Origin of the sequence: Mesobacillus stamsii (assembly GCF_030814065.1) — a bacterium.
In the GTDB taxonomy this organism is placed as follows: Bacteria; Bacillota; Bacilli; order Bacillales; family Cytobacillaceae; genus Mesobacillus; species Mesobacillus stamsii.
This window is the reverse complement of the sequence record NZ_JAUSUN010000007.1, coordinates 110,920-136,121: the sequence shown is the minus strand read 5'-3', so window position 1 is coordinate 136,121 and position 25,202 is coordinate 110,920. Positions and strand designations below refer to the sequence as shown.

Sequence of the window (25,202 nt, the reverse complement as noted above, 5' to 3'; positions counted from 1 at the left end):
ATTCTCTCAGCGTGACAAAATATTCTCTCGGATTATTAATAAAATCTCTCCCAAAAGGGACTCTATCTCTCATTTAACCTCAATATGGAAAAAAAGGAAAAAAAGCGGCCCTCAACATAGAGGACCGCTCCACTTATTAGATGAACAAATTCAACCCAGAGTCCTCTGCATCTCCAAGATATGCTGCAACGCCGCCAATCTCGACTCCGTCAATTAGCTCTTCTTTGGAAATTCCCATAATATCCATGCTCATGCCGCAAGCAACCAGTTTCACACCGGCGTCGATGGCGTTTTTCATCAAGGTTTCAAGGCTGTCGACGTTTTTGTTGGCCATGACAGTCTTGATCATTTTTGATCCCATGCCGGCCATGTTCATTTTGGACAGCGGCAGGTCGCTAGCGCCTTTTGGCATCATCATGCTGAACATTTTTGCCATCATGTCTTTTTCAGTAGATGGTGCATCGTTGCGCTTCAAGATGTTCAGTCCCCAGAAGGTGAAGAACAAAGTTACCTCTTTTCCCATCGCCGCGGCGCCAGATGCGATGATGAAGGTAGCGATGGCCTTGTCGAGCTCTCCGCTGAATACGACCATTGTCGCACCCTTTCTGGCTGGCACTTCGATAGGAGCGGCCATCGCGACAACGTTCCCTTTCCTAATCTGAGCTTTGAACTTTTTATCCTCAAATTTATAGCTGAGCAGCTTGTTGCCGGTCTTTTCGCACCATGCGTTGATGTCTTTTCCGAAGCCTGGGTCGGTCGCGTGAACTTCCAGCACCTCGCCTTCCTTCATGTCGCCAATTGTTTTGTAAACCTTCATGATTGGGCCAGGACAAGACAAGCCGCAAGCGTCAAGAGTCGTTGTTTTCGCCGAAGACTCTAATGCTAATCCAACACTTGCCTGCGCTGCACCAGCTGCGAGTTCCTCCATTGCAGCATTCCGCTGGGCAACGCCGTTATCGCTGATTGGTGTTCCGCAGTTTTCGCTCGCATCTGGCTCGAACACGCAAGAATAAGTCTTGTATCCGCCATCGAGGTTCTTCACATTGAATCCAGCCTGCTTGAGGATCCGTGAAGCCAAATATCCACGAAGTCCAACTTGGCAGTACACGTATACGTCTTTCGTCGGAATCTCGTCAAGTCGCTCACGCAGCTCACCAAGCGGAATGTTCACAGAGCCGTCGATCATCCCCATGTCGCGCTCGATTGGTTCGCGAACGTCAATCAAATATCCGCCGTCCGCTAGAATGTCATTTATCTCGTGCCACTGCACAGTGTCCACAAGACCTTCGGCGATATTTTTGGCTGCATATCCCGCCATATTGACCGGATCTTTAGCGGAAGAGTAAGGCGGTGCGTATGCGAGCTCAAGATCTGGCAAGTCAAAAATGGTCATGCCGCCTTTGATGGCTGTTGCCAACACATCGATTCGTTTGTCGGCACCATCATACGATACAGCCTGAGCGCCAAAGATTTTTCCTGTCTCACGGTCGAATATCAATTTCAGGGCAATTGGGAACGCACCTGGATAGTATCCGGCGTGAGAGCTTGGGTGAACGTGCACAACATCGTAAGAAATGCCAAGTCGCTTCAATGTTTTTTCGTTATTGCCTGTTGCGGCAACTGTCATGTCAAATACCTTCGCAATCGATGTGCCAAGGGTTCCTTGGTACTTAGAGTCGATGCCGTTGATGCGGTCAGCGACGATGCGTCCCTGGCGGTTAGCTGGCCATGCAAGCGGAATGTGAGTCGCCTGGCCATTGATGTAATCCTTCACTTCAATCGCGTCGCCAATGGCATAGATGCTTTCGTCTGCTGTCTGCAATCGTTCATTAACACGAATCGCACCGCGATGTCCCAGCTCCAAGCCCGCTTCCTTCGCCAATTTATTTTCAGGAACGACACCGATCGCAAGGATGATCAAATCCGTTTCGAGCTGCTTTCCGCTGGTGAGGTTGATCAGTTTTCCATTGTTATCAAAAGATTTCACCCCATCTTCAAGCACAAGGTTTACGCCTTTTTCACGAACGTGCTGGTGTAAAATAGAAGCCATTTCAAAATCGATTGGCGCCATAATCTGGTTCGCCATTTCAACCAGTGTTACTTCAATGCCGCGTTCCCGGAGGTTTTCGGCCATTTCGACACCGATGAAGCCACCGCCAATCACTGCTGCTTTCCTTGGCTGCTGCTCATCAACATACGCCTTGATTTTATCAGTGTCCGGGATATTGCGAAGCGTAAACAATGCTTGTGCCTCATCAATGCCTAGAATCGGAGGCTTAATAGGGCTCGCTCCGGGTGATAACACAAGCACATCATAATTTTCTTCGTATGATTCGCCAGTTTTCAAATTCTTGATTTCCACCATCTTGCGCTCCCGATCAATGCGCGTTACTTCGCTCAAATTGCGAATATCCATATTGAATTTTTTTGACATGCCTTCCACTGTTTGTACAAGCAATGCGTCGCGTTCCTGAATCGCCCCACCAATATAATAAGGAAGGCCGCAGTTGGCGAAAGAAATGTATTCTCCCCGTTCGATCATTATGATTTCTGTCTGTTCATCCAATCTTCTCAACCGGGCAGCCGTTGTAGCACCACCAGCAACTCCACCTACGATTACCACTTTTTTAGCCATTTAAAATACCCTCTTTCTGAAAAAATTTATTGTGTAATATTGAGCAATCTTTGTTAAAAAAAATAATTTCATCTCCAGACAGGAATACTAATCAATCCTATACGTGAAATATATCACAAAGTACGACTAGGGGTAAGGGTATTTAGGAAAACGTCAAAAAATGTTCATAATTTCACAAGCGACAAAAGCCTGTAAAAACTCCTGCCACTTTTCTCCTTTAACACGGCGCATTGTTATCGTTTACAGAAAATTTGCGACATGCTATACTCACTGACGGCATAAACGGAAAAGGGGATAGGACAGTGAAAAAACGGCGAAATCAGAAGATTCATCCAGCTATATCCAGGTTGATGGAATATGGCTATGTGTTGATCGGTTCTGGGATTGTTGCTCTATCGTTTAATGTGTTTCTGCTGCCGAACCGGATTGCTTCGGGTGGAGTGAGCGGAATTAGTACGATTTTGGATGCGACGATTGGCTGGGAGCCGGCATACGTGCAATGGGCCTTAAATATTCCATTATTTATCGCGGGAGTTATTTTTCTAGGAAGGCAATATGGGTATAAAACACTTGCAGGAACGATCTTTCTGCCCTTCGTCGTGTTCCTGACAAGCGATGTGGAGCCATGGACTCTCGATCCGTTGTTAGGATCCTTATTCGGAGGAATAGGCGTCGGATTGGGGCTTGGAATTGTCTTTAGAGGAAATGCTTCCACCGGCGGAACGGATTTGGCAGCGCAAATTATCCAAAAATTTTCGGGACTTTCAATTGGTACATGCGTGGCGTTGATCGACGGACTAATCGTCTTGTCGGCAGCGATTGTCTTTGATATCGAGCGTGGACTTTATGCTTTGATCGGGCTGTATGTGACTAGTAAAACAATTGATCTCGTTCAGGTCGGCATCGGTCGCTCAAAGATGGCAATGATCATCACGAATCGCCAGGATGAAGTTCGTGAAGCGATTTTGAATAAAATTGACCGTGGTGTGACAAAACTATCAGCATACGGAGGTTATACCGACCAAGAACGGCCGATTATCATGTGTGTCGTCGATCAGACGGAATTCACAAAATTGAAACATTTAGTCCAATCCATTGATCCCGTTGCATTCGTGATTGTAATGGATGCCTCGGAAGTATTGGGGGAGGGTTTTAAAAGAGCTTAATATTGGTATAATATAGTAGTCATGTTTGTAAAACTTTCGAAAGGGGAGATACGTTTGAAGAAAAAACTAGCGGCATTATTAATGGGTACAACGTTAGCGCTGGCAGCCTGTGGCGGTGGCGGTGGCGGCGATCAAGCTGGCGGCGACAAGGCTGGGGCAGACCCAGAAAAACTTTTTAACCAAAAATGCTCCAGTTGCCATGGCGGCAACTTGGAAGGCGGCGTAGGGCCAAAATTAAGTGATGTAGGATCCCGGCTATCACAAGATCAGATTGAAAGTACAATCGCGAATGGTCAAGGAGCAATGCCACCTAAGTTATTGGAAGGAGCTGACGCTTCAGCCGTGGCTGAATGGTTGGCAAACAAAAAATAGCGAGTATTGGAAACGTTCTGTTAAAAGCAGGACGTTTTTTTGCATTCACATTTTGTACAAACAAGTTATCGACAAAAATTTTATGCTATCGTAATAAAACTAAAAATTCGACTAATCTCAAAACTTCCTACCAAAAGGGTTTTTACTAGATAAATAGGGAACAAGGCATCGGAAATGTAAAGCTAAATTCACGTGAACAGTGGATTATGGGACCTTTTATGAAATTTGAAAAGAAACTGTAATATAGAAAAGGGTTTTTTTGATAGAACAAGATGCTATAATAGTTTTGTTACAAATTGTCGAATGAATAGCCACGTGATAAGACTAACTATCTAAGGTGATACAAAAATGATTGATATGCAGGATGTGTATAAGACTTATCCCAACGGCATTTTGGCCGCCAATGGATTGAATGTCCATATAGACGCAGGTGAATTTTTATACGTGGTAGGACCTAGCGGTGCTGGAAAATCTACTTTTATAAAAATGATGTACCGGGAAGAAAAGCCTTCAAAAGGATCCATCGTTATAAATGGTGTTAACCTCGCAAAGCTTAAGGACAGCAAAGTACCGTTGCTTCGTCGTAATATTGGCGTCGTATTCCAGGACTTCAAATTGCTTCCTACTCTCTCAGTCTATGAAAATGTCGCGTTCGCGATGGAGGTTGTTGAGGAATCCCCACAATATATCAAAAAGAGGGTTATGGAAACTTTGGAATTAGTGGGCTTGAAGCATAAGGCCAGGGCGCTCCCGACAGAGCTATCAGGCGGGGAGCAGCAGCGCGTTGCCATTGCTCGCTCGATCGTGAATGCGCCAAAAGTGGTGATCGCCGATGAGCCTACGGGGAATCTTGATCCGGACACCTCGTGGGGAATTATGAACATCTTTGAAGAAATTAATATGAGGGGAACCACCATTGTCATGGCCACCCACAACAAAGAGATCGTCAACACAATTAAGCATCGCGTTATTGCGATTGAGAACGGCCGGATTGCGCGTGATGAAATGAAAGGTGAGTACGGATATGAAGGCTAGAACATTCCGCCGCCACATTCGTGAAAGCTTTAAAAGTATAGCCCGGAATGGCTGGATGACCTTTGCATCCGTAAGTGCCGTAACGGTTACCCTGCTTTTGGTCGGTGTCTTTTTCGTCATTATGATGAATTTAAATAAAGTCGCAACCACAATCGAGGAGGATGTAGAAATCCGAGTTCATGTGGATGCAGCAGCGAACGACAAAGATAAAGAGGTATTGGAACAACAGATTAATCAAGTTTCTGGCATCAAGAATGTCACTTTTTCCCCTAAGGAAAAGGAACTTGAGAACCTAATTGCCAGTCTTGGCGACCAGGGGGAAGCCTTCCAGCTGTTTGAACAGGACAATCCTTTGAACGATGTGTTCGTCGTAAAGACGAAAAATCCTACTGACACAATGAATGTCGCAAAGAAGCTCGAGAAACTGAATTATGTAACGACCGTCAAATATGGTCAAGGTACGGTTGAGAAATTATTCAGTTTTATAAAAATTAGCCGGAATGTCGGACTCGTTCTGATTGTCGGACTTCTTTTTACGGCCATGTTCCTGATCTCGAATACCATTAAAATCACGATCATGGCGCGCAAACGAGAGATTGAGATTATGAGACTCGTAGGAGCAACAAACGGGTTTATCAGGTGGCCGTTTTTCCTTGAAGGGTTATGGCTCGGTGTTCTCGGAGCAATCATTCCGATTGCGGTAGTGTCAACAGCGTATTATTACGCTGTTGACTTCTTAAACGAAAAGCTAAAAGATCATTTTATTACATTACTCGAATTCAACCCGTTTGTTTACCAGCTGTCTGCGATCCTGATTATCATGGGTGCTGCAATTGGAATCTGGGGAAGTCTCATGTCCGTCCGCAAGTTTTTAAAAGTGTAAGGGAGTCGAACGTTTCTCCTAAACACTACATACCCAATAGACGAGAGATAGAAACAAAAAGTTACGAAACTATCATGAGTAAGAGAGGGGAAAGATCTAGTGAAAAAGCAGATACTCTCACTAGCAGTAGTCAGTACTTTAAGCCTAGGTGCAGTGATAAGCCCAATGTATGCCAACGCCGAATCAATTTCCAGTTTGGAACAGAAGAAGCAGGAAGCGTTAAATAAACGCTCCGGATTAAACAGTGAGATTGATGAAAAAAAATCCGCAATTACGGAAATTCAATCGGACCAGGAAAAAGTAAAGAGTGAGATTGGAGCACTTGATACTGCAGTAAAGGACACGGAAAACAAAATTAAAGAAAAAAATGCTCAAATTGATCAAACCACTGCTGAAATCGAGCAGCTGAAAGTGGAGATAGCAGAATTGATCGAGCGTATTAATAAAAGAAATGCATTGCTGAAGGATAAAGCTCGCTCGATGCAAGAAAGCGGAGGAACGATCAGCTATATGGATGTTCTTCTCGGCGCACAAAGCTTCAGCGACTTCATTGACAGAGTAAATGCAGTTACTACGATTGTACAAGCTGACAAGGATATTCTTGTGCAGCATCAGAAGGATAAAGATGACTTGGAAAAAAAGCAAAAGCAAGTGGAAACAAAGCTTTCCGATCTTCAATCGATGAAGAAGGAATTAGAAGCCTTGAAAGGTCAGCTAAAAGGGAAAATAGCTAGACAGCAAGAGTTGATGAAAGAGCTCGAACAGGAAGAGCACCAAATGCACGGAGAAATCAACGATATTGCTGAACAGCAGAAAATTTTAGCTTCACAAGCCGATGCCATCGAAAAAGCAATTGCGCTCGAGAAGAAACGTCAAGCGGAGATTGCAGCTGAACAGGAAAGACAAGCTAAGCTGGCTAGAGAACAAGCTCAGCTGGCTAGAGATCGAGCAGCGGCACAGAAGAAAAGCGGGACTTCAGAGTCTTCTGCACCTACATCTGCACCCCAAGTTTCGGCGCCTCCCGTATCTAATGGCATGTTTATGTGGCCGGCCCGCGGTTATGTATCTTCATCCACTGGCTCCAGAGGGGGAGCTTACCACTACGGAATCGATATAGCGAGTGGTGGAACGGTTCCAATCGTCGCCGCAGCTGATGGGTATGTCAGTCAATCTTATACATCCAGCAGTTATGGGGAAGTTATCTTTATTACCCATTCGATAAACGGCAAAATCTATACGACAGTTTATGCACATATGAGAACTGGTTCAAGAACAGTGGGACCTGGGTCCGTCGTCTCCAAAGGTCAAAGAATTGGGACAATGGGCAATACAGGGCAATCTAGCGGTCAACATTTGCACTTCGAATTGCATGATGGACCTTGGACTCCTGACAAGCGAAACTACGTCAACCCTATTCCGTATTTGAGATAAGCATGTAAGGAAGAGACTTACATTCTCTTCCTTTTTTTATTCCCAATTGCTAGTCCTATATCCAAGCCATGTGAAAATTAATCCTTCATAACCTGTCCATCTTCGTCATATAATGGGAATCATAGAATGCGGTAAACAGGGAGGAGTTTGGCAATGGATCGTAAATGGATTGCCATTTTGATGGCGGGATCGCTGCTGACTGGTGCGGGAGGTACATACGCCGGAATGCAATGGTACGCTGGAGTGCTAGACCATCAGATTTTTCCTTACAAGGAAAATGGGCCAGCAAATTCTAGCGAGTCGGACCATCTTGAAAAAGTTGCGCAGGCCTACAGTTTGATTTTCACTAATTATCTGGAAAAGGTAGAAGAAGAAAAGCTGGTGGAGGGTGCGATACAAGGAATGCTGTCCACATTGGAGGATCCCTATTCCGTCTATATGGACAAGGAAACGGCCAAGCAATTCAATCAGACATTGGAGTCATCATTTGAAGGGATTGGCGCGGAAGTCAGTTCCGTCGATGGGAAAGTGGTGATTGTTTCACCATTTAAAAATTCACCTGCAGAAAAGGCGGGACTGAAGCCGAACGATCAAATTCTGAAGATCAATGGAGATAGTATTGAAGGGCTGGATTTGTTTGAAGCAACTATGAAAATTCGCGGAAAAAAAGGGACGTCAGTCGTTCTCGAGATTGGACGGGAAGGCTTGAATGATCCCATTCAAGTAAAAGTAACTCGAGATGAAATCCCCCAAATTACCGTTTACAGTGATATGAAAAAGGTAAATGGCGAAAAAGTTGGCTACCTGGAGATCACCTCTTTTTCCGAGGAAACCTCAAAGGAGTTCGATAAGGAACTGACAGCTTTGGAAAAAGCGGGGCTGGATGCCCTGTTGATTGATGTGCGCGGAAATCCTGGCGGGCTGCTTTCGAGTGTCGAGGAGATCTTGCGGGAACTGATCCCTAAAGATAAGCCGCTTTATCAAATAGAGGAACGAAACGGCGAGAAGACACGCTATTTTTCCAATTTGGATAAAGCGAAAGACTACCCAATTGGTGTGCTGATAAATGACGGCAGTGCATCGGCATCGGAAATCTTGGCCGGGGCAATGAAGGAAGCGGGTGGCTATCCAGTAATCGGCGAGAAGACTTTTGGTAAGGGAACAGTCCAGCAGGCTGTACCGATGGGGGATGGCAGCAATATTAAACTGACGGTATTTAAATGGCTGACGCCGAATGGAAACTGGATCCACAAGAAAGGCATCGAGCCAACCGTCGAAGTGATGCAGCCGGCGCTTTATGATACCCATCCCATCCAAGCCGAAAAACCGCTCAAGCTCGATATGAATAATGAACAAGTCAAAAATGCGCAGGAAATTCTTGTCGGCCTTGGATTGGAGCCAGGCCGTACGGATGGCTATTTCAACGGCATGACCGAAATTGCCGTCAAAGCATTCCAACGGAAAAATGATCTGCCGGTGACGGGTGCCATCGATGCAAAAACTGCCTCGGCACTCGAGGAAGCGGTCAGACAGGCAATGAAACTGGAAGAAAATGACCTACAGCTGCAAACCGCCTTGAGGCTGCTGGCGAAATAACCAAAAAGCTGTACCTTATTGGGTGCAGCTTTTTGGTTATTTTCTTATCCTCTCTCGTGATCGAAAAGTTCGGCAAAATGCCTCCGCATTAGACATAAGAAAAAAATCCCTTCCATATTCCTCAACTATTAATAGGTTTTCCCCCGTACATTTGATAGAATAAGCTTAAAATCATGAAAGGCTGGTGACATAGGGTGGCACAAGATTGGTTCTTGGAACTAGTGAAAGGGACGGGCAGGCTGCTGCTTCACCCTGTGTTCTATTATTCTCTTTTTCTAGCGGCGCTTTTTGGTGTTTCGCGCGTGAAACGAGAACGGAAAAACTTCACGGTCCGATCGGAGGATGCCTTTTTTGAACTCAGGCAACTTTTTCCCGTTGGTATTGTGATTGGTTTAGTGATTTCCCTTATTATTATAGGAGCAGGAATTGTCCTTCCGTTCGCTGCAATTGTATTAATTGCTGCAGCGACATTGCTTTGGAGCTTTACCGCGAGACTCAGACTGCTCGCTCCAGCCTATACCGTGGGTGCTGCGTTCTTTGCACTAGCCTTTCTGTCTGGAAAAAAAATCGTCGGCGATCTATTTACAAATCTCGATGAAAAAATATACCCATCCATCGCTATATTGCTGGCATTGCTGACAATTGGCGAAGGATTTCTGATTTTAAAGAATGCGAAAAAAGGAACTTCTCCAAAATTAATCAAGAGCAAGCGCGGCCAGACAGTCGGTGTCCATGAGGTGAAACGATTGTGGCTGGTTCCGGCTTTTATGCTGATTCCGGGAAATACCCTCACCTTGCCGTTCGACTGGTGGCCGGTGTTCACGCTTGGCGAAAATTCCTATTCATTGCTGCTCGTACCATTTGCGATCGGCATGCAGCAGCAAATCAAGGGGATGCTGCCGAGGGAAGCCGTTCAGCAGCAGGGCAGACGGGTAATCGGACTTGGCATCCTGATCGCATTGATTGCGGCAATCGGCTACTGGTATCCAATTGCAGCAATCGCAGCTGTATCCATCGCGATTATCGGACGCGAAGCACTGACCCTTTTGCAACAAATGCAGGAAGAGAACAGGCCGTTTTATTTTGCAAAAAAGAACCAGGGCGTGATGATTCTAGGTATCCTAAGAGGATCACCAGCGGAAAAAATGGCTTTGGAAGTCGGAGAGCATATCACCAAGGTCAATGGCACATACGTCCATGACGAATCATCATTTTATGAGGCACTATCGCGCAACAGAGCACACTGCAAACTGGAAGTACTAGATACGAACGGACAAATCCGCTTCGTGCAGCGGGCACTGTTTGAAGGAGACCACCACGAACTAGGCATCCTCTTCGTTCAGGATGAGAAAAAGTGGGGGTGAAATAACTGGAAAGTTTGTAGGTTTTCAAAATTAATTGGAAATTTGTCAAAATCCACTGGAAAACTTGTCATAATTTATTGGAAAGATTATTTGGACTGTTTTACAAAACTTAATAAAATATTTTTTTACTAAAAAGCTCTTTAAGAGAATCATCTTGAAAGGGCTTTTTCATTTAATTTATTTATGATTCTTTTCACTTACAAATAGGCGACTAATCCAATTGCTTATATTGAATTTTAAGATGGGGAAGCATATAGAAGTGATCACATAAATTAAAAACAAATTGTAAACTAAGGTACTTCATAAATAGGTCATAAATTCAAAGTTGGAAGTCAGATCGATCAACTATTAAATCAAGTTTTTACTTCTTAAATGTTCTTTAGTTTCTCCGCTCGTTACTCCTTAAGTACAATAATATATGTAATCTAAAAGGGGGAGAAAAACAAACAATGCAGGAGCTAACAATAATATCGTATTCACCGGTTTTTTCGTTTCGAATTTTTGCAAGGCTCAAGTTATTTTTAGTTAAAACAACCCATAAATGCAGACTCCACTTCGGCCAAGGTGAGTCTGCATTTATTAATGAATGAATCTGGTTGGTTATTTACCGCTTCTGGTACGCACTTTCTCGGGTTTTTGGATTCTTTCTTTAACAATCCAAGTAACACGTCGGACACGCTTGGTGATACGGTTAAAAGGGTTGCACTGTCAGGAGTCTTCACAATTTTAAAGGTTTTGCAATTCTTTTGAATTCGGACACAATCCATGTAATAAGAGGCAGACCAAAGGAAATAACTGCGGTTAATGGATAATAGTTTGTGATGTAGATGCTTATGAAATGCCTGTGGCTATCAATCACAGCAAAAGAAAAAAATACGATAGCAATGATAATGGCCAATTGAATTGGCCATTTAGCTTTTTCGCTTGAAACCCATTTGCGAAAGATCTGATAAATAGAAATCAGTAAAACGGATGCCCTGATGACACTCCCCAAGACGATCACAGCAATCCCATAGATATCAAAGCGTTCTATGAAACCAAAAGAAACCAAACGCACAATGCTTTGTGCTGGATATTCGAGAGTTTGGACTAATTTCTCTCCAAATACAGAAATAGTGCCGGTAACGGTTCCTAAAAACATGAAGGTTATTAAAACCATCAGCAAGGTGTTGGTAAACATTAATGATCTCGATTTGGCATGGTCTTTTTTTATATGGATCATCAAAAGCAATAACGTTTCACCATATAAAGCAATTGTCAAAACAATACTGGAAGTCAGGGAGATAAGCCCATTCTCAAATACAGGGAGTAGCAATTTGTAGTTTTTTTCAGGAATGGTGGCAATTCCAATGGTAGAACCTGTGAAAATGATGATCGGCAAAAGGGCTTCGCTAATCCTTGCAATGCTTTCAATTCCTGAATAAGATGCATAGAGAACAACAAGGAAGAAGGGAATGGCAATAACAAACCTTGGTGTTTCAGGTAAAAAAATAACCTGGATAAAATCGATCATTCCATAAAAGGTGATCAGCATTAAATAGAAGAAATAACACAGTAAGCCAATATTCAAAAAATTGCCCGCTATCTTGCCGAATGTTTGTGTAAGCATATCGTTAAATGTATAATTTGGAAAGATAGTATGCAACCTGTACAAAATGAACCCGAAAAGAAAACTTAACGGCGCTGCAAGCAAGATTGCCACCCATGCTTCATGACCTGAAAAACTGAAAATCGTTGGCAAAAGAAGAAAGTGGCCAGTGACAGGAAGAATCATGGAAAGCAGAAAGACCGATTGCCTGTATGAAATGACTTCCAACATTATTTCCTCCTTTCCTATTCTTCTAAACCATTTGCAGTAATATCCGTTTGGACATTTACATTGACGCTGAGTTCGGGATAAATCTCATCCCATTGTTTGGCATTCTCCTTCCAATATTTTTTATTTGTCCGTTGGATGGTGCCCGCAAAGTCAAAAACATTGGATTTAAATTGTTTTTGGATTTTAATAATGGTCTTTTCAACTTCTAGTTTTATCGCCTTCGCATACAGTCCCTTGATTTCGTTGATCTTTTGTTGATCCAACCGAATCTGCCCTGAAACATCACCTATGAACCCGGTTTCTTTGATTTCAACTTGTATGGATGGCTGGCCATTTTGAAATAAAGCTTTGATTGAGCTTTTGGACTTCTTGATTTCAATGGATATCAGGATAGGTTCGTTTTCTGAAGAGGGCAATTTGACAACTTGAATGCCTGCTTTGGCATCTCCCAAAACCCTTAACATTCCACGGGTTTCGAAAGCGGTTAGGTCACCAACCAATTTTTCACCGTTAAAGATGGCAGTTCCGTATACTTCAAAATTGTCTTTGACCTTATGGATGATGGGCAAGTAGGGATCCTGATAAGGCTCTAGTATACCCTGGTAAAAATTATGAATACTTACTTGGGGAGCCTTGGATAAAAATTCTTGCACTCTTACTGATTCTTTTAGCGTTAAAGAAGGAATCGGGAAATCTTTATTTTTTATTTGTAAAATTTCTCCTGCTGTTTGATCAGCTATGAAGACATCCATTGAGGACCTGGGTTCATGGTCTCTCATAAAAAAATCCAAAGCTGGGGATATTCCGGTCATTGCCAGCTCTCTTCCAATAATGACGACCTGGATATGTTGGAAAATTTGTTTTTTCTTTGCAGTAATAATGAAATTTCGTACCCCATCAAAAACAGTGGCTCCTTTGCTGGTTTGTATAAGGACTGAAGCTGGGGTGCCTGCCTTAGGATCCCCTGGTTTAATCGTTTGGGTTGTTAGTTCGAAGCCAGCCTCCGTCCCTGCATCTATTCCTATTCCAGAGACAATGCCAACATCCCTTAATTCTGATTTCCCCCAACAACCTGTTAACATGGTCACAATACATATACATATGAGGACGAGGGCAATCTTCTGTTTCATCTTCCTTTTCCCCTTTCATTGGGATTAAGGTTGTTTGGGCCCTGTTCACTATTCTGTCTTACTTCATTCAACACCCGTAGGTCCTCAGGCCGCCGGGTTAAGTTTCTCAATGGAACTCTAACTACAAAATCTTTCCATCCACTCCATGTGATTGGAAACCATGGGGCAGTATATGGAATCCCGAATGATCGAAGAGAGGCAACATGCAGCAAGAAAAAAGCAAGGACACACATAATTCCGTAAACCCCTAAAATTTCGGCAGCAACCAGATAAAAAATGCGGAGCAACGCCGTCACGTCATATAAAGGAGTTACAAGAAAACCGGTGATGGCAGTCAGGGCAACGACAATGACCGTAGGCGCACTGACTAAACCGGCATTGACAGCGGATTCTCCAAGTACAAGGGCGCCGACAATGGATACTGCCTGGCCCACCGGTCTTGGCATCCGGATTCCTGCTTCGTGAAGCCACTCAAAACTGACCAGCATCAGGATGACTTCAATGAAGATGGGAAAAGGCACTCCTTCCCGGGACGAAGCAATGGTAATCAATAATTCGGTAGGGAAAATCTCCTTATGATAATCATGGAAGGCAACATAAGCTGCCGGTGCCAAAGTGGATAAAAGAAATCCGATCAACCTCAGACTCCGGACCAAGGAAACATAATAGGGACGTGAGTAGTAGTCCTCAGGAGACTGAAAAGATTCCATCATTAGATATGGAACCATCAGGACCGTTGTTGTACCGTCGACCATGATGGCCACTCTTCCTTCAAGGAGGCGGGCTGCGACAACATCCGGCCTTTCCGTGTTTGATACCGTGGGGAAGATTGAATAGGGCGCATCCTGAATGAATTCCTCAATATATCCAGATTCCAGGACTGCGTCAATATTGATTTTTCGCAATCTTTTTTTGACTTCCTTCAATATCTCAGGATTGACGATTCCATCCAGATAAACAATGGCAATATCTGTACTTGACATTTTTCCAATCACTGTTTGTTCAATCCGAAGTTTAGGATGATGAATTTTTCTCCGAAGCATGGCAGTATTTGTACGTAAAGTTTCTACAAACCCTTCCCTTGGTCCGCGTATGACAGTTTCTGTTACAGGTTCTTCAATACCTCGCATTTCCCATGCTCTGGCTCCCAGGATAAATGCCTTGTTAATCCCGTTAATGAAAAGAACGGGATCGCCTTTCAATAGGAATTCTATACTTTTGTCCATGGTCAATTCCTTTTTGATGCTACTCAAACTAATAAGCTCTTTATCTAAATGATCTAGACAATCCAGCAGATCGCGGCTGCCACAATCAAGATTCATAAGCGGTTTGATGACATTTTCGTGTATGGCTGTTTGGTCAAATAATCCTTCCACTGCGACCAAAAAAGCTTTAACTTCTTGATTTATTCCTATATCAAAACTTCGAAAAATGATATCCGAGCTTTCTTGAATAATGCTCTCTATAAAATTGACATTTTCTTTTAGTTCCGATGAAACAAAGTGTGCCGATATTTCTGTTTTCTCATTCATTAACTTTTTGAAGTGAATTTTCCGTTGAATCCATTTGTACATTTCCCATCACCCAATCTAGGTTCTGTTAATTAAATAGTTCTATCAATAACATTTACAAGCAATTGGTTATTTATTCAAAATGTCAATATGGATTACCAGTGAAATAAGATGCTGTTTCTTATATTTTTAAACTACAGTTCGAATTAGAAGGAATATTAAGGGTTACGTTAAACACCAGATTATTGTCATTGGTTTCTCCCGCTATTGCGGAGGTTTTTTGCGAAAATAAGGATGTTCGCTGCTGAACTTTTGTTATAATTTAGTAAAATATAAAGATAGTGAGGAGATATACTAATGGCACTTTTTGATCGTTCTGCTGCAACTTATGATGCGTGGTGTACGACAGAAATTGGATCATATGTCGACAATCTAGAGAAGAATATTATCTTCCAGTTATCACTGCCGAGAAAAGGTGAGAAAGCACTAGACCTGGGGTGCGGCACTGGTATTTACTCCATTTGGATGGCGAGAATGGGGTTGAATGTTACAGGTGTGGATATTTCAAGTAACATGCTTGAGATTGCAAAAGAAAAAACAATTGCTTCTTCTTTGAATATCGATTATGTTCAATTCGATATACAAAAACTTCCTTTTGATGATGAAACATTTGATTTAATCGTTGCCAATATCGTGCTTGAATTTGTAAAGGACCCTGAAGCTGTCGTAAATGAAGCAATCAGAGTGCTTAAAAAGGGGGGAAGATTTGTATGCGGCTTTATTGGGAAGGAAAGTTCCTGGGGTGAGAAATATCGCATACAAGGAGAAGAAAAGACGGAAAGTGTTTTTGCTAATGCTTCTTTCTTCTCTCCAGATACTGCAAAGAAGTTGTATTCATTGGGAACTGATAAGGTGCAACTGGGACTCTTTATGACAGAAGCGGATTTTTTAAATGCGGAACAGGCCGATGCATTGGAAACTGAGAAAAGGGTAGTTGGATCTGAAAAAGAAGCAGGCTACTTTGCTGTACGATGGGTTAAGGGGGAATAGAAAAGAATTAGGAAGATACCATACTGATTACGATCATGCATTCCAATATTGAAACCGGTATCCTCCAGCCAATAGATCGAATTAATTGTCTCCTGTATTGAAGGAGATGGGAATACCTGATCATATGGGGATGGGCGCAATCAGATTCAGCCTTGGTAAGGTATACAACCAAAGAAGAAATCGATCAAGTACAGGTTTAAATTGAAAACCATGCCAAAAGGTAAAACGATGGCATGTTTTTTTTAGTTTAAATCAAGCGTCGTATTTACAGTAATAATTTGCTGTGTTATTATTCAACTAATAGGTTGAATAGTTGAATAATGATTTGGAGGTGATCTACATACAAGCACGGGAATTTAAGGATTTCGTATACGGAGAGTTCGCCCGGATTGGAAAAGCGATCTCCAGCCCAAAGAGAATTGAACTGCTGGACTTGCTAACTCAAGGGCCAAAAACAGTGGAAGCTTTGGCTGCGGACACTCAAATGAGCATAGCTAATACATCCAAACATTTACAAACCTTGCTTGATGCGAAACTTGTCACATACTCAAAGGATAAAAACTATGTAATCTATCGATTGGCAAGTGAACAGGTGTTAATGTTTGTATTTGCTTTAAGAGGGACTGCGGAGGACCGTATATCAGAAGTAAATATAGTAAGGGAAGCTCACATTCTTAGAGAAAACTCACTAAGTCCTATCTCGTTTGCGGAATTAGCTGAAAAAATGAATAGAAATGCTATCACCTTATTGGATGTAAGGCCAATGGAAGAATATAGGCATGATCATTTGCCTCATGCCTTATCAGTTCCGATTTCGGAATTGGAAGACCGCCTAGACTCATTGCCAAAGGATAAAGAAATTGTGGCATATTGCCGTGGACCATATTGTGTTTATGCGACTGAAGCGGTAGAGCTTTTAAAGGCAAAGGGTTTTCGTGCCACATTACTTGAGGCAGGAATAAATGAGTGGAAACAAATCCAGCATTAAAACGATTAGGAAAATTTTAAGAAAATGGGAAAAGAGAATCAAGGAAAAGGAGCCTGAATTTTTTCAGGCTTTCTTCATGGAGGTTAAATGGATGCAACCTAAAATCGGAATGAAGGAAAATATCATTCAATTCATCCTGTTGGTTGTGACGAACCTGTTTGTTGGTTCGATGGTCGGGATTGAGCGAACTGTTCTTCCCTTGCTGGGGGAGGAACAGTTCGGACTGGCATCTACCAGCGCCGCGTTATCATTCATTATCAGTTTTGGATTTTCTAAAGCAATTGTAAACTATTTCGCAGGACAAATTGCGGACCGGCTTGGACGGAAGAAAGTTTTATTACTAGGTTGGTCTGTAGGTTTTTTCGTGCCAATCCTAATTATATTTGCACATGCATGGTGGGTCATCATTGTTGCGAATATCCTGCTTGGGATTAACCAGGGACTGGCATGGTCAATGACGGTGAATATGAAAATCGATATATCAAAGGCAAACCAGCGCGGTACCGCAGTAGGTTTGAATGAGTTTGCTGGCTATTCAGGTGTAGCGATCATGGCTGCTGTTTCGGGTTATATTGCTTCATCCTATTCACTAAGACCAGAGCCATTCTATATTGGAATCGGCATTGTCGTGGTCGGGATTCTGCTATCATTAATTGTTAAGGATACGGGAGAGCATGTAAAGCTTCAAATCAAGAATAGTGGAGCAGGAACTTCTGAACCGAACCGATCGGCAAAGGAAGTATTTGCTCTGACAACTTGGAAGGATAAAAGTCTATCAAGCATCAGCTTTGCGGGGTTATCCACGAATTTGAAGGATGGCATGGCTTGGGGTCTGTTTCCAATCTACTTCACTGCTGCTGGATTAACTGTCGGGCAAATCGGTACGATTGTAGCAGTATATCCGGCTGCCTGGGGCATTTTCCAGTTATTCACTGGTACATTGAGTGATAAGATTGGCAGAAAAGTTCTGATTACCTATGGAATGTGGACACAAGCTGCTGCGTTATGGTTTATTCTCGTTGTTGACCAATATTGGTTGTGGATAGCAGGAGCAATGCTACTGGGTCTTGGAACTGCAATGGTTTATCCAACACTGCAGGCTGCGATAAGCGACGTGGCTGGACCGGAATGGAGAGCTTCCTCAATGGGTGTCTATCGCTTCTGGCGTGATAGCGGTTATGCATTCGGTGCATTAATGGCAGGAATGATTGCAGATAGTTTAGGTGTCGATTGGGCAATTGGGTTAGTTGCATTCCTACCATTCCTATCGGGTATTCTTTCAAAAGTGAGGCTAAAAGAAACGATAAATAGTTGATTAGAAAGGAAAATGCTTTTGCAATATGTACTTTAGACCATCTTGGTCATTACTTAAAGTTACTTCATCGGCGATCTTTTTCACCTCGTCTGGAGCATTTCCCATTGCAACTCCTAAGCCTGCGTAGGTTAACATATCCATATCATTAAAGTTATCTCCGATTGCCATGATTCCTGATTTGTTATGCCGAAATAGTTTTAATAATGTTCCGTCAATATCGCTAAAAATTGCTCTAAGTGCCATCGTATCATGTCTCCCTTTCTGGTTTTTCCATTCACTTTCATTATAAGCGTTTTATCGGGCAGTTGCTATTGATTTAGGATGACTTGCCTTATGGTGGTATTGACAAATGAAGGACTAAAGAGTTATTTTAATACAAGATAAAAATAGCTTAATCATTTTGAGCGGGGGAACCATTTTTTGGGGTGAATCTATTCATGTAGAAGGAGACTCTCAACTCCTAATCCGTCAGCTAACCTCGTAAGCGTTATTGAGAGTGGATGTATTGGAAGAGTACAGACCATTCGTTTTTTTGGAATGGTCTTTTCATATGGGAATGAATTGATAAGGTTGATGGTACCAACCGAAGTGTTCCAGGTACAGGAAAATAACTTTATAAGGAGACAGTATCAATGGATCATTTCAAATCTTATTTAAGTTTTCAAAGGTTAATTAAAATAAATCCTGCCCAGACGCTTGCGCTTGGTTTCTTAGTCCTTATTTTTATCGGAACCATGCTGTTGATGTTGCCAGGAGCTACAAAGGATCGAAATTATTTATCGTTTATTGATGCTTTGTTTGAAGCTACCTCTGCAGTTTGCGTGACGGGATTGGTAGTTGTTGATACTCAGTCAACCTTTACCCTTTTTGGTCAAATTGTTCTGATGCTGCTCATTCAAATTGGCGGACTTGGATTTATGACTTTTGGAATCCTAATTGCACTTTTCCTTGGGAAAAATATTGGATTAAAAGGACGTATGATGATCCAAGAATCATTAAATCAAATTTCCTTAGAGGGTATGGTTAAACTCGTGAAGTTTGTTGTCGGCTTTACTTTTTTAATCGAAGCGACCGGTGCCGTAATTTTATCGATTCGCTGGGCACCTGACTTTGGTTTTCCGAACTCGATCTATTATGGAATTTTTCATTCTGTATCAGCCTTCAACAATGCTGGATTTGACATCATGGGAAATTTCAACAGTGTCACAAGTTATGTAGGGGATGCAACCGTCATCTTGACATTGAGTTCCCTGCTCATCGTTGGCGGGATTGGTTATACCGTGATTTTGGATTTGATAAAAAAGAAGTCCCTCCGGAAGTTAGCGTTGCATACAAAGATAGTCTTACTAATCACGTTCATCTTAAATATTACTGCCACGATTTTTATCTTGTTTTTAGAATATAACAATCCTGGTACATTAGGTGAGTTACCATTAAAGGAAAAAATTCTTGGCGCATATTTCCATGCTGTTGTCCCTCGTACTGCTGGGTTTAACTCACTGAATACAGCGGATATGACGTTAAGCTCCCAATTTTTAACTATGTTGTTAATGTTTATTGGGGGAGGTTCAGGCGGAACAGCAGGGGGGATAAAGGTTACTACCTTTGCAGTAATCATTTTGGCGGTAGGGACGATAATCAGAGGCAGAGATGATGTCGAAGTAATGGGAAGAAGAATACCAAAGGAATTAATCTTTAGAGCCTTTTCTATTACGATTTACTCCGCTTTTATTGTGCTGTTAATCTTATTTATTTTAACGATTACGGAAAAAGGCGTGCCATTAAACGTACTATTATTCGAGGTTATATCTGCTTTTGGAACGGTTGGTATGTCATTGGGGCTAACTCCTGACTTAAGCCCAACTGGAAAAGTACTGATTTCCTTAATGATGTTTATCGGAAGAGTAGGACCATTAACCCTCGCGTTTGCCTTAGCAAAGGCAAACAAAAAACAAGCAGTGAAACATGCCGAAGAAAGAATTATGATCGGATAAAAAGAAGTAGCGCCTGAATATGAAAGGCGCTGCTTCTTTGTGTTTATTTTGGTATCTTTCGTGCCCTTATGCGGATAGGTTCGCCTGCATAAGGGCATCTTTCGTCCGGAATGGTGCCCTTATGCGGAAGGATTCGCTTGGATAAGGGTATCTTTCAGCTGGAATGGTGCCCTTATGCGGATGGACTTGCCTGCGTAAGGGTATCTTTCATCCAGAAAGGTGCCCTTATGAGGAAGGATTCGCTTTAGTTCTTTTAGAATAATCTGGTGCCGGCGATTACTTAAAATGAAAGGGGGTTTTTGTATCTCACAAAATCCCCCATAATTGCGTTTTGTATTAAATACCAATATATGCTTTCTAGAAAAGATCCATTGATTTTATTCTTCTGATAAAGAAGATTGAGTTTGTATCTGCGATTGTACTTGACTAATTAATGTTTGTACTTGTGCAACATCATTTGATGCTTGTTTTAATGCTTCTGAAGTAAGTGTAGTGTTCGCAGCAGATTGTTCAATTGCAGAAGTGATCATATCTTTTACAATAGAAGTAATTGCCTCTGCTTGTTTCAATTTATTTGTATCAATTTGATTAGCCATGTTTATTTCCTCCTTTTTGTATTAAGTACAAAGTATAGAATCCTTCAAAAAAAAGATTTTACCCTCAATTTTTTTGAAATTTATAACTTACGGGTTTTCTAAGAGGGTAACTTTCGTCCGGAATGGTGCCCTTATGAGGAAGGATTCGCCTCCATAAGGGTATCTTTCAGCCGGAATGGTACCCTTATGAGGATAGATTCGCTTGCATAAGGGTATCTTTCAGCCGGAATGGTACCCTTACGAGGAAGGATTCGCCTGCATAAGGGTATCTTTCAGCCGGAATGGTACCCTTATGCGGATAGGTTCGCCTGCATAAGGGTATCTTTCGTCCGGAATGGTGCCCTTATGAGGATGGATTTGCCTACATAAGGGTATCTTTCGATTGCCAGGCTTCCACTCATCGCGTTCCTCCAGCGCGCCAGCCAGCAGCCAGACGTGGCGTGATAGGCGGTGAGGCACTAAGAAGCGCCAGCCCCGCCTGCCATCGAATGTGGCGTAGAAGCGTTTGGCCGAGTTGCCCGGCGCTTTGCTGTCTATTCCACTACACCGGTCCGTAAAATTTCCAGGTCTACTTTTACATTTACCTTGCTTTCTGGGTACATTTTGTGCCATTTGGCTGAGGTTAGATTCGATCCTCTGACGCTCTTTCGATAGATTTCGCCAAAACCGAATGGGTCTGCCCCAGTTTGGCGTGCTTTTTCAATTAGTGCTTCCAAGTCTGAGGTTATTTTTTCGCAAAGCTTCGTTTCCAGTTTTTCTAGTTTTGCTGGGCTCTTTAAATCGTATGCCTGGTTGATTTCAAGCAGCCTTGTTTTTAACTTGACCTTCAATTCGAATTGTAGGTTATTTTTGTTAATCAGATCAATATCGCCATAGCTGGTGATGGTGTCGATTACCACTGTCAGCTTCTCGGGAGTCTCCTCAGAATCAGGTATGTCAAACTCCGATTTGTCGATCGAAAGTTCGATTGATCCAGCCTCAAAACGGTCATTAATCAGCTTGAGGTAAAAGGCCTCCTGGGTATTGATTTTGCCAACCATTTTGTCTTCCTTGATCAACGCCATGCCGGTAATAGTGATTTCCCCATTTCCTCCTTTTAAAGTTGGCATGACAGGATCAACACCAGGGGCATAAAAATCATGCATGACTTCCTGCATGGTTGACGAGGGGATTTTCTCGCCTTTAATATTTTGCTCCAGTTCCTTGTAAATAAACTGGCTCGTGTCAGAGATACCCTCGGTCTTTTGTGTGAGAAGTTCGTGGACGCTTCCTTCGACAACACCTAGATAGATAAGATCACTGATTGCAGGATCGCGTGACAGTGTGTCTGTAAGATTAATCAAACCTGCACGAACTACCTCTTCGCTAAACAGCGCTACCCGAAGCTGGCCTGACTGCAATTTTTTGGGGCTCTTTAAATCGGCCTTGCTTCTCGCTCCTTTGCTAGTATCTGCTGTTGCCGACAAGGCTATTGTTTGCTCTTTCGCCTCGGGATCGATTTGCAGCAGTACCATGGTAACGAGAATTTGTTTGTCTTCCGTCAAATCATAACCACGTGTTGTAATCAAGCCCATTCTCTCGAGCGTTCTCGAATCCGCACAGCCTGACAGGAGCACGACAAGGAGGACTAGGAAGAGTTTATTTATTTTTGGGGACATTGGCGCTTCCTCCTTTTTTTGAAAAAAATTTCTTTTTCATCACAACCGCAATAAATAGGAGGAAAGGGTATCCAAAAATCAAAAATAAAGCGCCCTTTGCAAAATAATCATCCAGCATATTGATTTGGATCCTATTAAGGGGATAGAGGAGAGTCAGGAATAAAAAGACGAGCAGCTTCCAACTGACCTTCTGTTCTTTTTTATTGAATATTCGCGATAATCCGCGGGTGGCGGCCCACAAATAGAGCATCAGATTAGGCAAAATCAATAGCATCCAAAAAGAGATGGCAACATACTCGAATCTTTCGATAAACGGAAAACGCACGATTTTAAAAAGAGACAGAGTGCCCCAAATCGTTCTTTCAAGCTGGTCGCCGCTGAAATAGGCGATTGAAATGACCATAATCGCAAGGTACAGAATGGTGGTGAAGCCGAGGCCAAATTGCATATATTTATGGACCTGATCCTTTTCTTTTAAAAACGGATAGAGGACATAGATGATTTCAAAGCCGACTACGGTAAAGGTCATCTGCTTCGCCCCCATTAAGATCTCAGGAATGCTCGCTTCAAAAACCGGCAATAAATAATCCCAGTTGGCGAACTGGAAGGGAAAAGCCATCAGGAGAATCAGCCAAAGGGCAAGGACAACACTAAAGAAGCTGACGCCGACAATAGTTCTTAGCCCGCCATTTAACCCGTAGTAAACTAGGGAAAGGAGCGAGAAAAAAAACAGCCAGCTCGGAACTTCAGGGAAGATCCATGCCTGAATGACTTCAATATAGTTTCGGGCGACCATGTGAAAGGCTGCGAGAAAATAACAGACAAAAAGGATATTCAACAGGTTCCCAAGCCATTTCCCAAACACATCGTATTGAATTCCGTAAAGGTCCGAATTTTTATAGGAATGTAAAGTTTTGACCATGATAAATCCGACAAGAGCGGCTGCGATTCCACTGAGTATGACGGAAATCCAGGCATCCTGCTTGGCTTCCATATAGATGATCCGCTGGAAACCTTGGATGCCAACTCCTACTTGCATCGAATGGATCACGAACATAAGCAGGATCGTATTGATCATATTTTGCGGTTTAGGCTCGATAAGGACTTTCATTTAAAACACCACGTCTTTATTGTTTGGTTTTTCGAGCTCTGTATTTCTTTCGGTCCAGCGGTCTTGTCTGTGCTGGCCGATAATTAGTCCAGCCGATTGGCAGGCGGATGATGCTATCTCGCCAATCGGCAAACCTTGGCGGATAAAACGGAGCCAAAAACGGGCTTCCCAGACTGGATTGGCGAATCAAGTGAATCAATAGGAAGCAGAAGCCGAACATTAGTCCATAAAAGCCCCAAAAACCAGCTAAGATAATTAATGGAAAGCGCAAGATCCGGATCACATTGCCCATCATATAGTTTGGTGAGGTAAAGGATGACAGGGCGCTAACATTGATGATAATGATCAGGATGTTGCTGGTGAATCCGGCATCGACGGCAGCTGTTCCTACAACGATACCGCCAACGATACCCATAGTCTGCCCGACTTTCGTTGGTAGCCGGGCTGCTGCTTCCCGCAGGAGTTCAATCATCGTTTCCAGCAATAGTGCCTCAATAATCGGTGGGAAAGGGACACGCGACCTGGACTCACCAAGCGGAACCAGCAAGGTCTGCGGAATGATTTCGTAATGGAGAGTCAAAGCCGCTACATAAATGGGGGTGAAAAAAACCGAGACAACCATGGAAAACATCCTGAGAAGGCGGAGAAAAGTAGCGATCTGCCACCGGACATTTTGATCCTCCATACTCTCAAAGAATTCCATGAAGGATTGTGGAGCCCCGATGACCTGGACACTGCCATCGACGAGCACCACTAGCTTCCCGTTCAATAGCCAAGAACAGGCGCGGTCCGGTCTTTCCGTCAGCAGCATTTGCGGGAAAATCCCCATCGAATTGTCTTCGATAAGCTGGCTCAGGTTGGAGCTGTCCATAACTGAATCGATCTCAATCCCCTGGATACGCTCACGCATCCGGTCCACCATTTCTTCATCGGCAATGTCTTTTAAATAAAGCAGTGCGACAGCTGAATTCGTTTGTTTTCCTACTGTAAAACTTTCATTGCATAAATTGGCATTGGTGAGAAACCGGCGGAGCAAGGAAATATTCGTCGCCAGGCTCTCATTGAAAGCAATTTGTGGTCCCATTACCTGGGATTCGGTTTCCGGTTTGGTCAATGAACGGTTTTCCTGGGTAGCTACCACTGCGCTGATGATGACAGGGTACCCAGCAGAATGCACCAATACAGCGCCTTTCAATATCGCATCGACACCATCTTCTATATACTTCTGTTTTGAAGTACTGGAAACGGTGATGCTTTTTAGAGCCTCATCCGGAGTAGCGGAAATTCCTCCCAAACGAGCCAAAATATCCTTATTCAGCATTTTCTTATCTGTCAAAGTGTCGAGAAAAACAAGCGTGAATCCATTGGCTAATTCCTTTGTCTTAAAATCCGCACCATCTTGGAGACGCTGTTTCATGATGGAGATGAACTCATCTTTAGATACTGGGATTAGCTCCTTGTCATCCGTCGTTTCTTTTTTTATTCTGTCAGGAGCCAGGCTTTGCTGTTTCTTGAAGAACATACAGAATTCCTCCGATGCAGTCATCT

At 42.9% G+C, this 25,202-nt stretch carries 20 protein-coding genes and 1 riboswitch; of the genes, 11 read left to right on the top strand and 9 right to left on the bottom strand.

The annotated features are described in order from the left end of the window. Nucleotides 1-136: 136 nt before the first annotated feature. Nucleotides 137-2,635 carry a CoA-disulfide reductase gene (locus J2S25_RS08135; protein ID WP_307191634.1) on the bottom strand — a complete coding sequence of 833 codons (2,499 nt, stop codon included), beginning with the start codon at nt 2,633-2,635 and terminating at the stop codon, nt 137-139. A gap of 350 nt (nt 2,636-2,985) precedes the next feature. Between J2S25_RS08135 and J2S25_RS08130 the strand changes: the two genes are divergently transcribed. The 7 genes from J2S25_RS08130 (at nt 2,986) to J2S25_RS08100 (ending at nt 10,482) form a co-directional block, all read left to right on the top strand. Then, a complete protein-coding gene (locus J2S25_RS08130; RefSeq protein WP_044395668.1) occupies nt 2,986-3,801 on the top strand; it encodes a YitT family protein in 816 nt (271 codons plus the stop codon). 54 nt (nt 3,802-3,855) lie between these two features. Next, nucleotides 3,856-4,173, top strand: a complete 318-nt coding sequence (gene cccB / locus J2S25_RS08125; protein ID WP_044395654.1) for a cytochrome c551 — start codon at nt 3,856-3,858, stop codon at nt 4,171-4,173. 348 nt (nt 4,174-4,521) lie between these two features. Then, a complete protein-coding gene (gene ftsE / locus J2S25_RS08120; protein ID WP_044395653.1) occupies nt 4,522-5,208 on the top strand; it encodes a cell division ATP-binding protein FtsE in 687 nt (228 codons plus the stop codon). Then, on the top strand, nt 5,198-6,091 hold the full coding sequence (gene ftsX / locus J2S25_RS08115) for a permease-like cell division protein FtsX (protein ID WP_044395652.1): 894 nt from the start codon (nt 5,198-5,200) through the stop codon (nt 6,089-6,091). The genes ftsE and ftsX overlap by 11 nt, the downstream gene beginning before the upstream one ends. 99 nt (nt 6,092-6,190) lie before the next feature. Further along, nucleotides 6,191-7,522, top strand: a complete 1,332-nt coding sequence (locus tag J2S25_RS08110; protein ID WP_307191633.1) for a murein hydrolase activator EnvC family protein — start codon at nt 6,191-6,193, stop codon at nt 7,520-7,522. A 153-nt stretch (nt 7,523-7,675) separates the two neighbouring features. Further along, a complete protein-coding gene (locus tag J2S25_RS08105; protein ID WP_307191632.1) occupies nt 7,676-9,118 on the top strand; it encodes a S41 family peptidase in 1,443 nt (480 codons plus the stop codon). A gap of 194 nt (nt 9,119-9,312) precedes the next feature. Beyond that, complete coding sequence (locus J2S25_RS08100; protein ID WP_307191631.1) at nt 9,313-10,482, top strand: PDZ domain-containing protein; 1,170 nt, start codon at nt 9,313-9,315, stop codon at nt 10,480-10,482. 718 nt (nt 10,483-11,200) lie between these two features. On the opposite strand, the gene J2S25_RS08095 is transcribed toward J2S25_RS08100, so the two are convergent. From J2S25_RS08095 to J2S25_RS08085, 3 genes are read right to left on the bottom strand one after another with little or no spacing between them, the layout of a single operon-like run. Beyond that, on the bottom strand, nt 11,201-12,301 hold the full coding sequence (locus J2S25_RS08095) for a GerAB/ArcD/ProY family transporter (RefSeq protein ID WP_044395644.1): 1,101 nt from the start codon (nt 12,299-12,301) through the stop codon (nt 11,201-11,203). A gap of 14 nt (nt 12,302-12,315) precedes the next feature. Continuing rightward, entirely contained in the window at nt 12,316-13,431 is a 1,116-nt protein-coding gene (locus J2S25_RS08090; protein WP_044395641.1) for a Ger(x)C family spore germination protein, read from the bottom strand. Continuing rightward, nucleotides 13,428-15,005, bottom strand: coding sequence for a spore germination protein (locus J2S25_RS08085; protein ID WP_044395639.1), 1,578 nt, complete (start codon nt 15,003-15,005; stop codon nt 13,428-13,430). The genes J2S25_RS08090 and J2S25_RS08085 overlap by 4 nt, the downstream gene beginning before the upstream one ends. 294 nt (nt 15,006-15,299) lie before the next feature. Between J2S25_RS08085 and J2S25_RS08080 the strand changes: the two genes are divergently transcribed. From J2S25_RS08080 to J2S25_RS08070, 3 genes are all read left to right on the top strand, one after another. Continuing rightward, entirely contained in the window at nt 15,300-15,992 is a 693-nt protein-coding gene (locus J2S25_RS08080; RefSeq protein ID WP_044395636.1) for a class I SAM-dependent methyltransferase, read from the top strand. A gap of 313 nt (nt 15,993-16,305) precedes the next feature. Continuing rightward, nucleotides 16,306-16,980 (top strand): ArsR/SmtB family transcription factor, encoded by a 675-nt coding sequence (locus J2S25_RS08075; protein WP_241768530.1) that lies wholly within the window; start codon nt 16,306-16,308, stop codon nt 16,978-16,980. 91 nt (nt 16,981-17,071) lie between these two features. Continuing rightward, on the top strand, nt 17,072-18,295 hold the full coding sequence (locus J2S25_RS08070; protein ID WP_307191630.1) for an MFS transporter: 1,224 nt from the start codon (nt 17,072-17,074) through the stop codon (nt 18,293-18,295). Here the strand turns inward: J2S25_RS08070 and J2S25_RS08065 are convergent, their stop codons facing one another. Continuing rightward, entirely contained in the window at nt 18,296-18,538 is a 243-nt protein-coding gene (locus J2S25_RS08065; protein WP_307191629.1) for an HAD hydrolase family protein, read from the bottom strand. Nucleotides 18,539-18,673: 135 nt separating this feature from the next. Next, a riboswitch (cyclic di-AMP (ydaO/yuaA leader) is annotated at nt 18,674-18,797 on the top strand. A 130-nt stretch (nt 18,798-18,927) separates the two neighbouring features. Between J2S25_RS08065 and J2S25_RS08060 the strand changes: the two genes are divergently transcribed. Beyond that, on the top strand, nt 18,928-20,289 hold the full coding sequence (locus J2S25_RS08060; RefSeq protein ID WP_044395634.1) for a TrkH family potassium uptake protein: 1,362 nt from the start codon (nt 18,928-18,930) through the stop codon (nt 20,287-20,289). 377 nt (nt 20,290-20,666) lie between these two features. Here J2S25_RS08060 and J2S25_RS08055 read toward each other — a convergent pair whose 3' ends face one another. The 4 genes from J2S25_RS08055 to J2S25_RS08040 all read right to left on the bottom strand — a co-directional run bounded on the left by J2S25_RS08055 (nt 20,667) and on the right by J2S25_RS08040 (nt 25,176). Next, on the bottom strand, nt 20,667-20,885 hold the full coding sequence (locus tag J2S25_RS08055) for a hypothetical protein (protein ID WP_044395632.1): 219 nt from the start codon (nt 20,883-20,885) through the stop codon (nt 20,667-20,669). Between the two features lie 533 nt (nt 20,886-21,418). Next, nucleotides 21,419-22,543 carry a Ger(x)C family spore germination protein gene (locus J2S25_RS08050; RefSeq protein ID WP_044395630.1) on the bottom strand — a complete coding sequence of 375 codons (1,125 nt, stop codon included), beginning with the start codon at nt 22,541-22,543 and terminating at the stop codon, nt 21,419-21,421. Beyond that, entirely contained in the window at nt 22,524-23,654 is a 1,131-nt protein-coding gene (locus J2S25_RS08045) for a GerAB/ArcD/ProY family transporter (RefSeq protein WP_044395628.1), read from the bottom strand. Before J2S25_RS08045 ends, J2S25_RS08050 begins: the two co-directional genes overlap by 20 nt. Before the next feature lie 16 nt (nt 23,655-23,670). Beyond that, entirely contained in the window at nt 23,671-25,176 is a 1,506-nt protein-coding gene (locus J2S25_RS08040) for a spore germination protein (RefSeq protein ID WP_307191628.1), read from the bottom strand. Nucleotides 25,177-25,202 lie beyond the last annotated feature (26 nt).

What these genes read in the sequence shown, in the direction of transcription:
- J2S25_RS08055 (WP_044395632.1), bottom strand. Translation starts at nt 20,885, where the DNA reads ATGGCTAATCAAATTGATACAAATAAATTGAAACAAGCAGAGGCAATT.
- J2S25_RS08040 (WP_307191628.1), bottom strand. Translation starts at nt 25,176, where the DNA reads ATGTTCTTCAAGAAACAGCAAAGCCTGGCTCCTGACAGAATAAAAAAA.
- J2S25_RS08135 (WP_307191634.1), bottom strand. Translation starts at nt 2,635, where the DNA reads ATGGCTAAAAAAGTGGTAATCGTAGGTGGAGTTGCTGGTGGTGCTACA.
- J2S25_RS08065 (WP_307191629.1), bottom strand. Translation starts at nt 18,538, where the DNA reads ATGGCACTTAGAGCAATTTTTAGCGATATTGACGGAACATTATTAAAA.
- J2S25_RS08085 (WP_044395639.1), bottom strand. Translation starts at nt 15,005, where the DNA reads ATGTACAAATGGATTCAACGGAAAATTCACTTCAAAAAGTTAATGAAT.
- J2S25_RS08080 (WP_044395636.1), top strand. Translation starts at nt 15,300, where the DNA reads ATGGCACTTTTTGATCGTTCTGCTGCAACTTATGATGCGTGGTGTACG.
- J2S25_RS08095 (WP_044395644.1), bottom strand. Translation starts at nt 12,301, where the DNA reads ATGTTGGAAGTCATTTCATACAGGCAATCGGTCTTTCTGCTTTCCATG.
- J2S25_RS08130 (WP_044395668.1), top strand. Translation starts at nt 2,986, where the DNA reads ATGGAATATGGCTATGTGTTGATCGGTTCTGGGATTGTTGCTCTATCG.
- J2S25_RS08050 (WP_044395630.1), bottom strand. Translation starts at nt 22,543, where the DNA reads ATGTCCCCAAAAATAAATAAACTCTTCCTAGTCCTCCTTGTCGTGCTC.
- J2S25_RS08090 (WP_044395641.1), bottom strand. Translation starts at nt 13,431, where the DNA reads ATGAAACAGAAGATTGCCCTCGTCCTCATATGTATATGTATTGTGACC.
- ftsE (WP_044395653.1), top strand. Translation starts at nt 4,522, where the DNA reads ATGATTGATATGCAGGATGTGTATAAGACTTATCCCAACGGCATTTTG.
- J2S25_RS08070 (WP_307191630.1), top strand. Translation starts at nt 17,072, where the DNA reads ATGCAACCTAAAATCGGAATGAAGGAAAATATCATTCAATTCATCCTG.
- J2S25_RS08105 (WP_307191632.1), top strand. Translation starts at nt 7,676, where the DNA reads ATGGATCGTAAATGGATTGCCATTTTGATGGCGGGATCGCTGCTGACT.
- ftsX (WP_044395652.1), top strand. Translation starts at nt 5,198, where the DNA reads ATGAAGGCTAGAACATTCCGCCGCCACATTCGTGAAAGCTTTAAAAGT.
- J2S25_RS08045 (WP_044395628.1), bottom strand. Translation starts at nt 23,654, where the DNA reads ATGAAAGTCCTTATCGAGCCTAAACCGCAAAATATGATCAATACGATC.
- J2S25_RS08060 (WP_044395634.1), top strand. Translation starts at nt 18,928, where the DNA reads ATGGATCATTTCAAATCTTATTTAAGTTTTCAAAGGTTAATTAAAATA.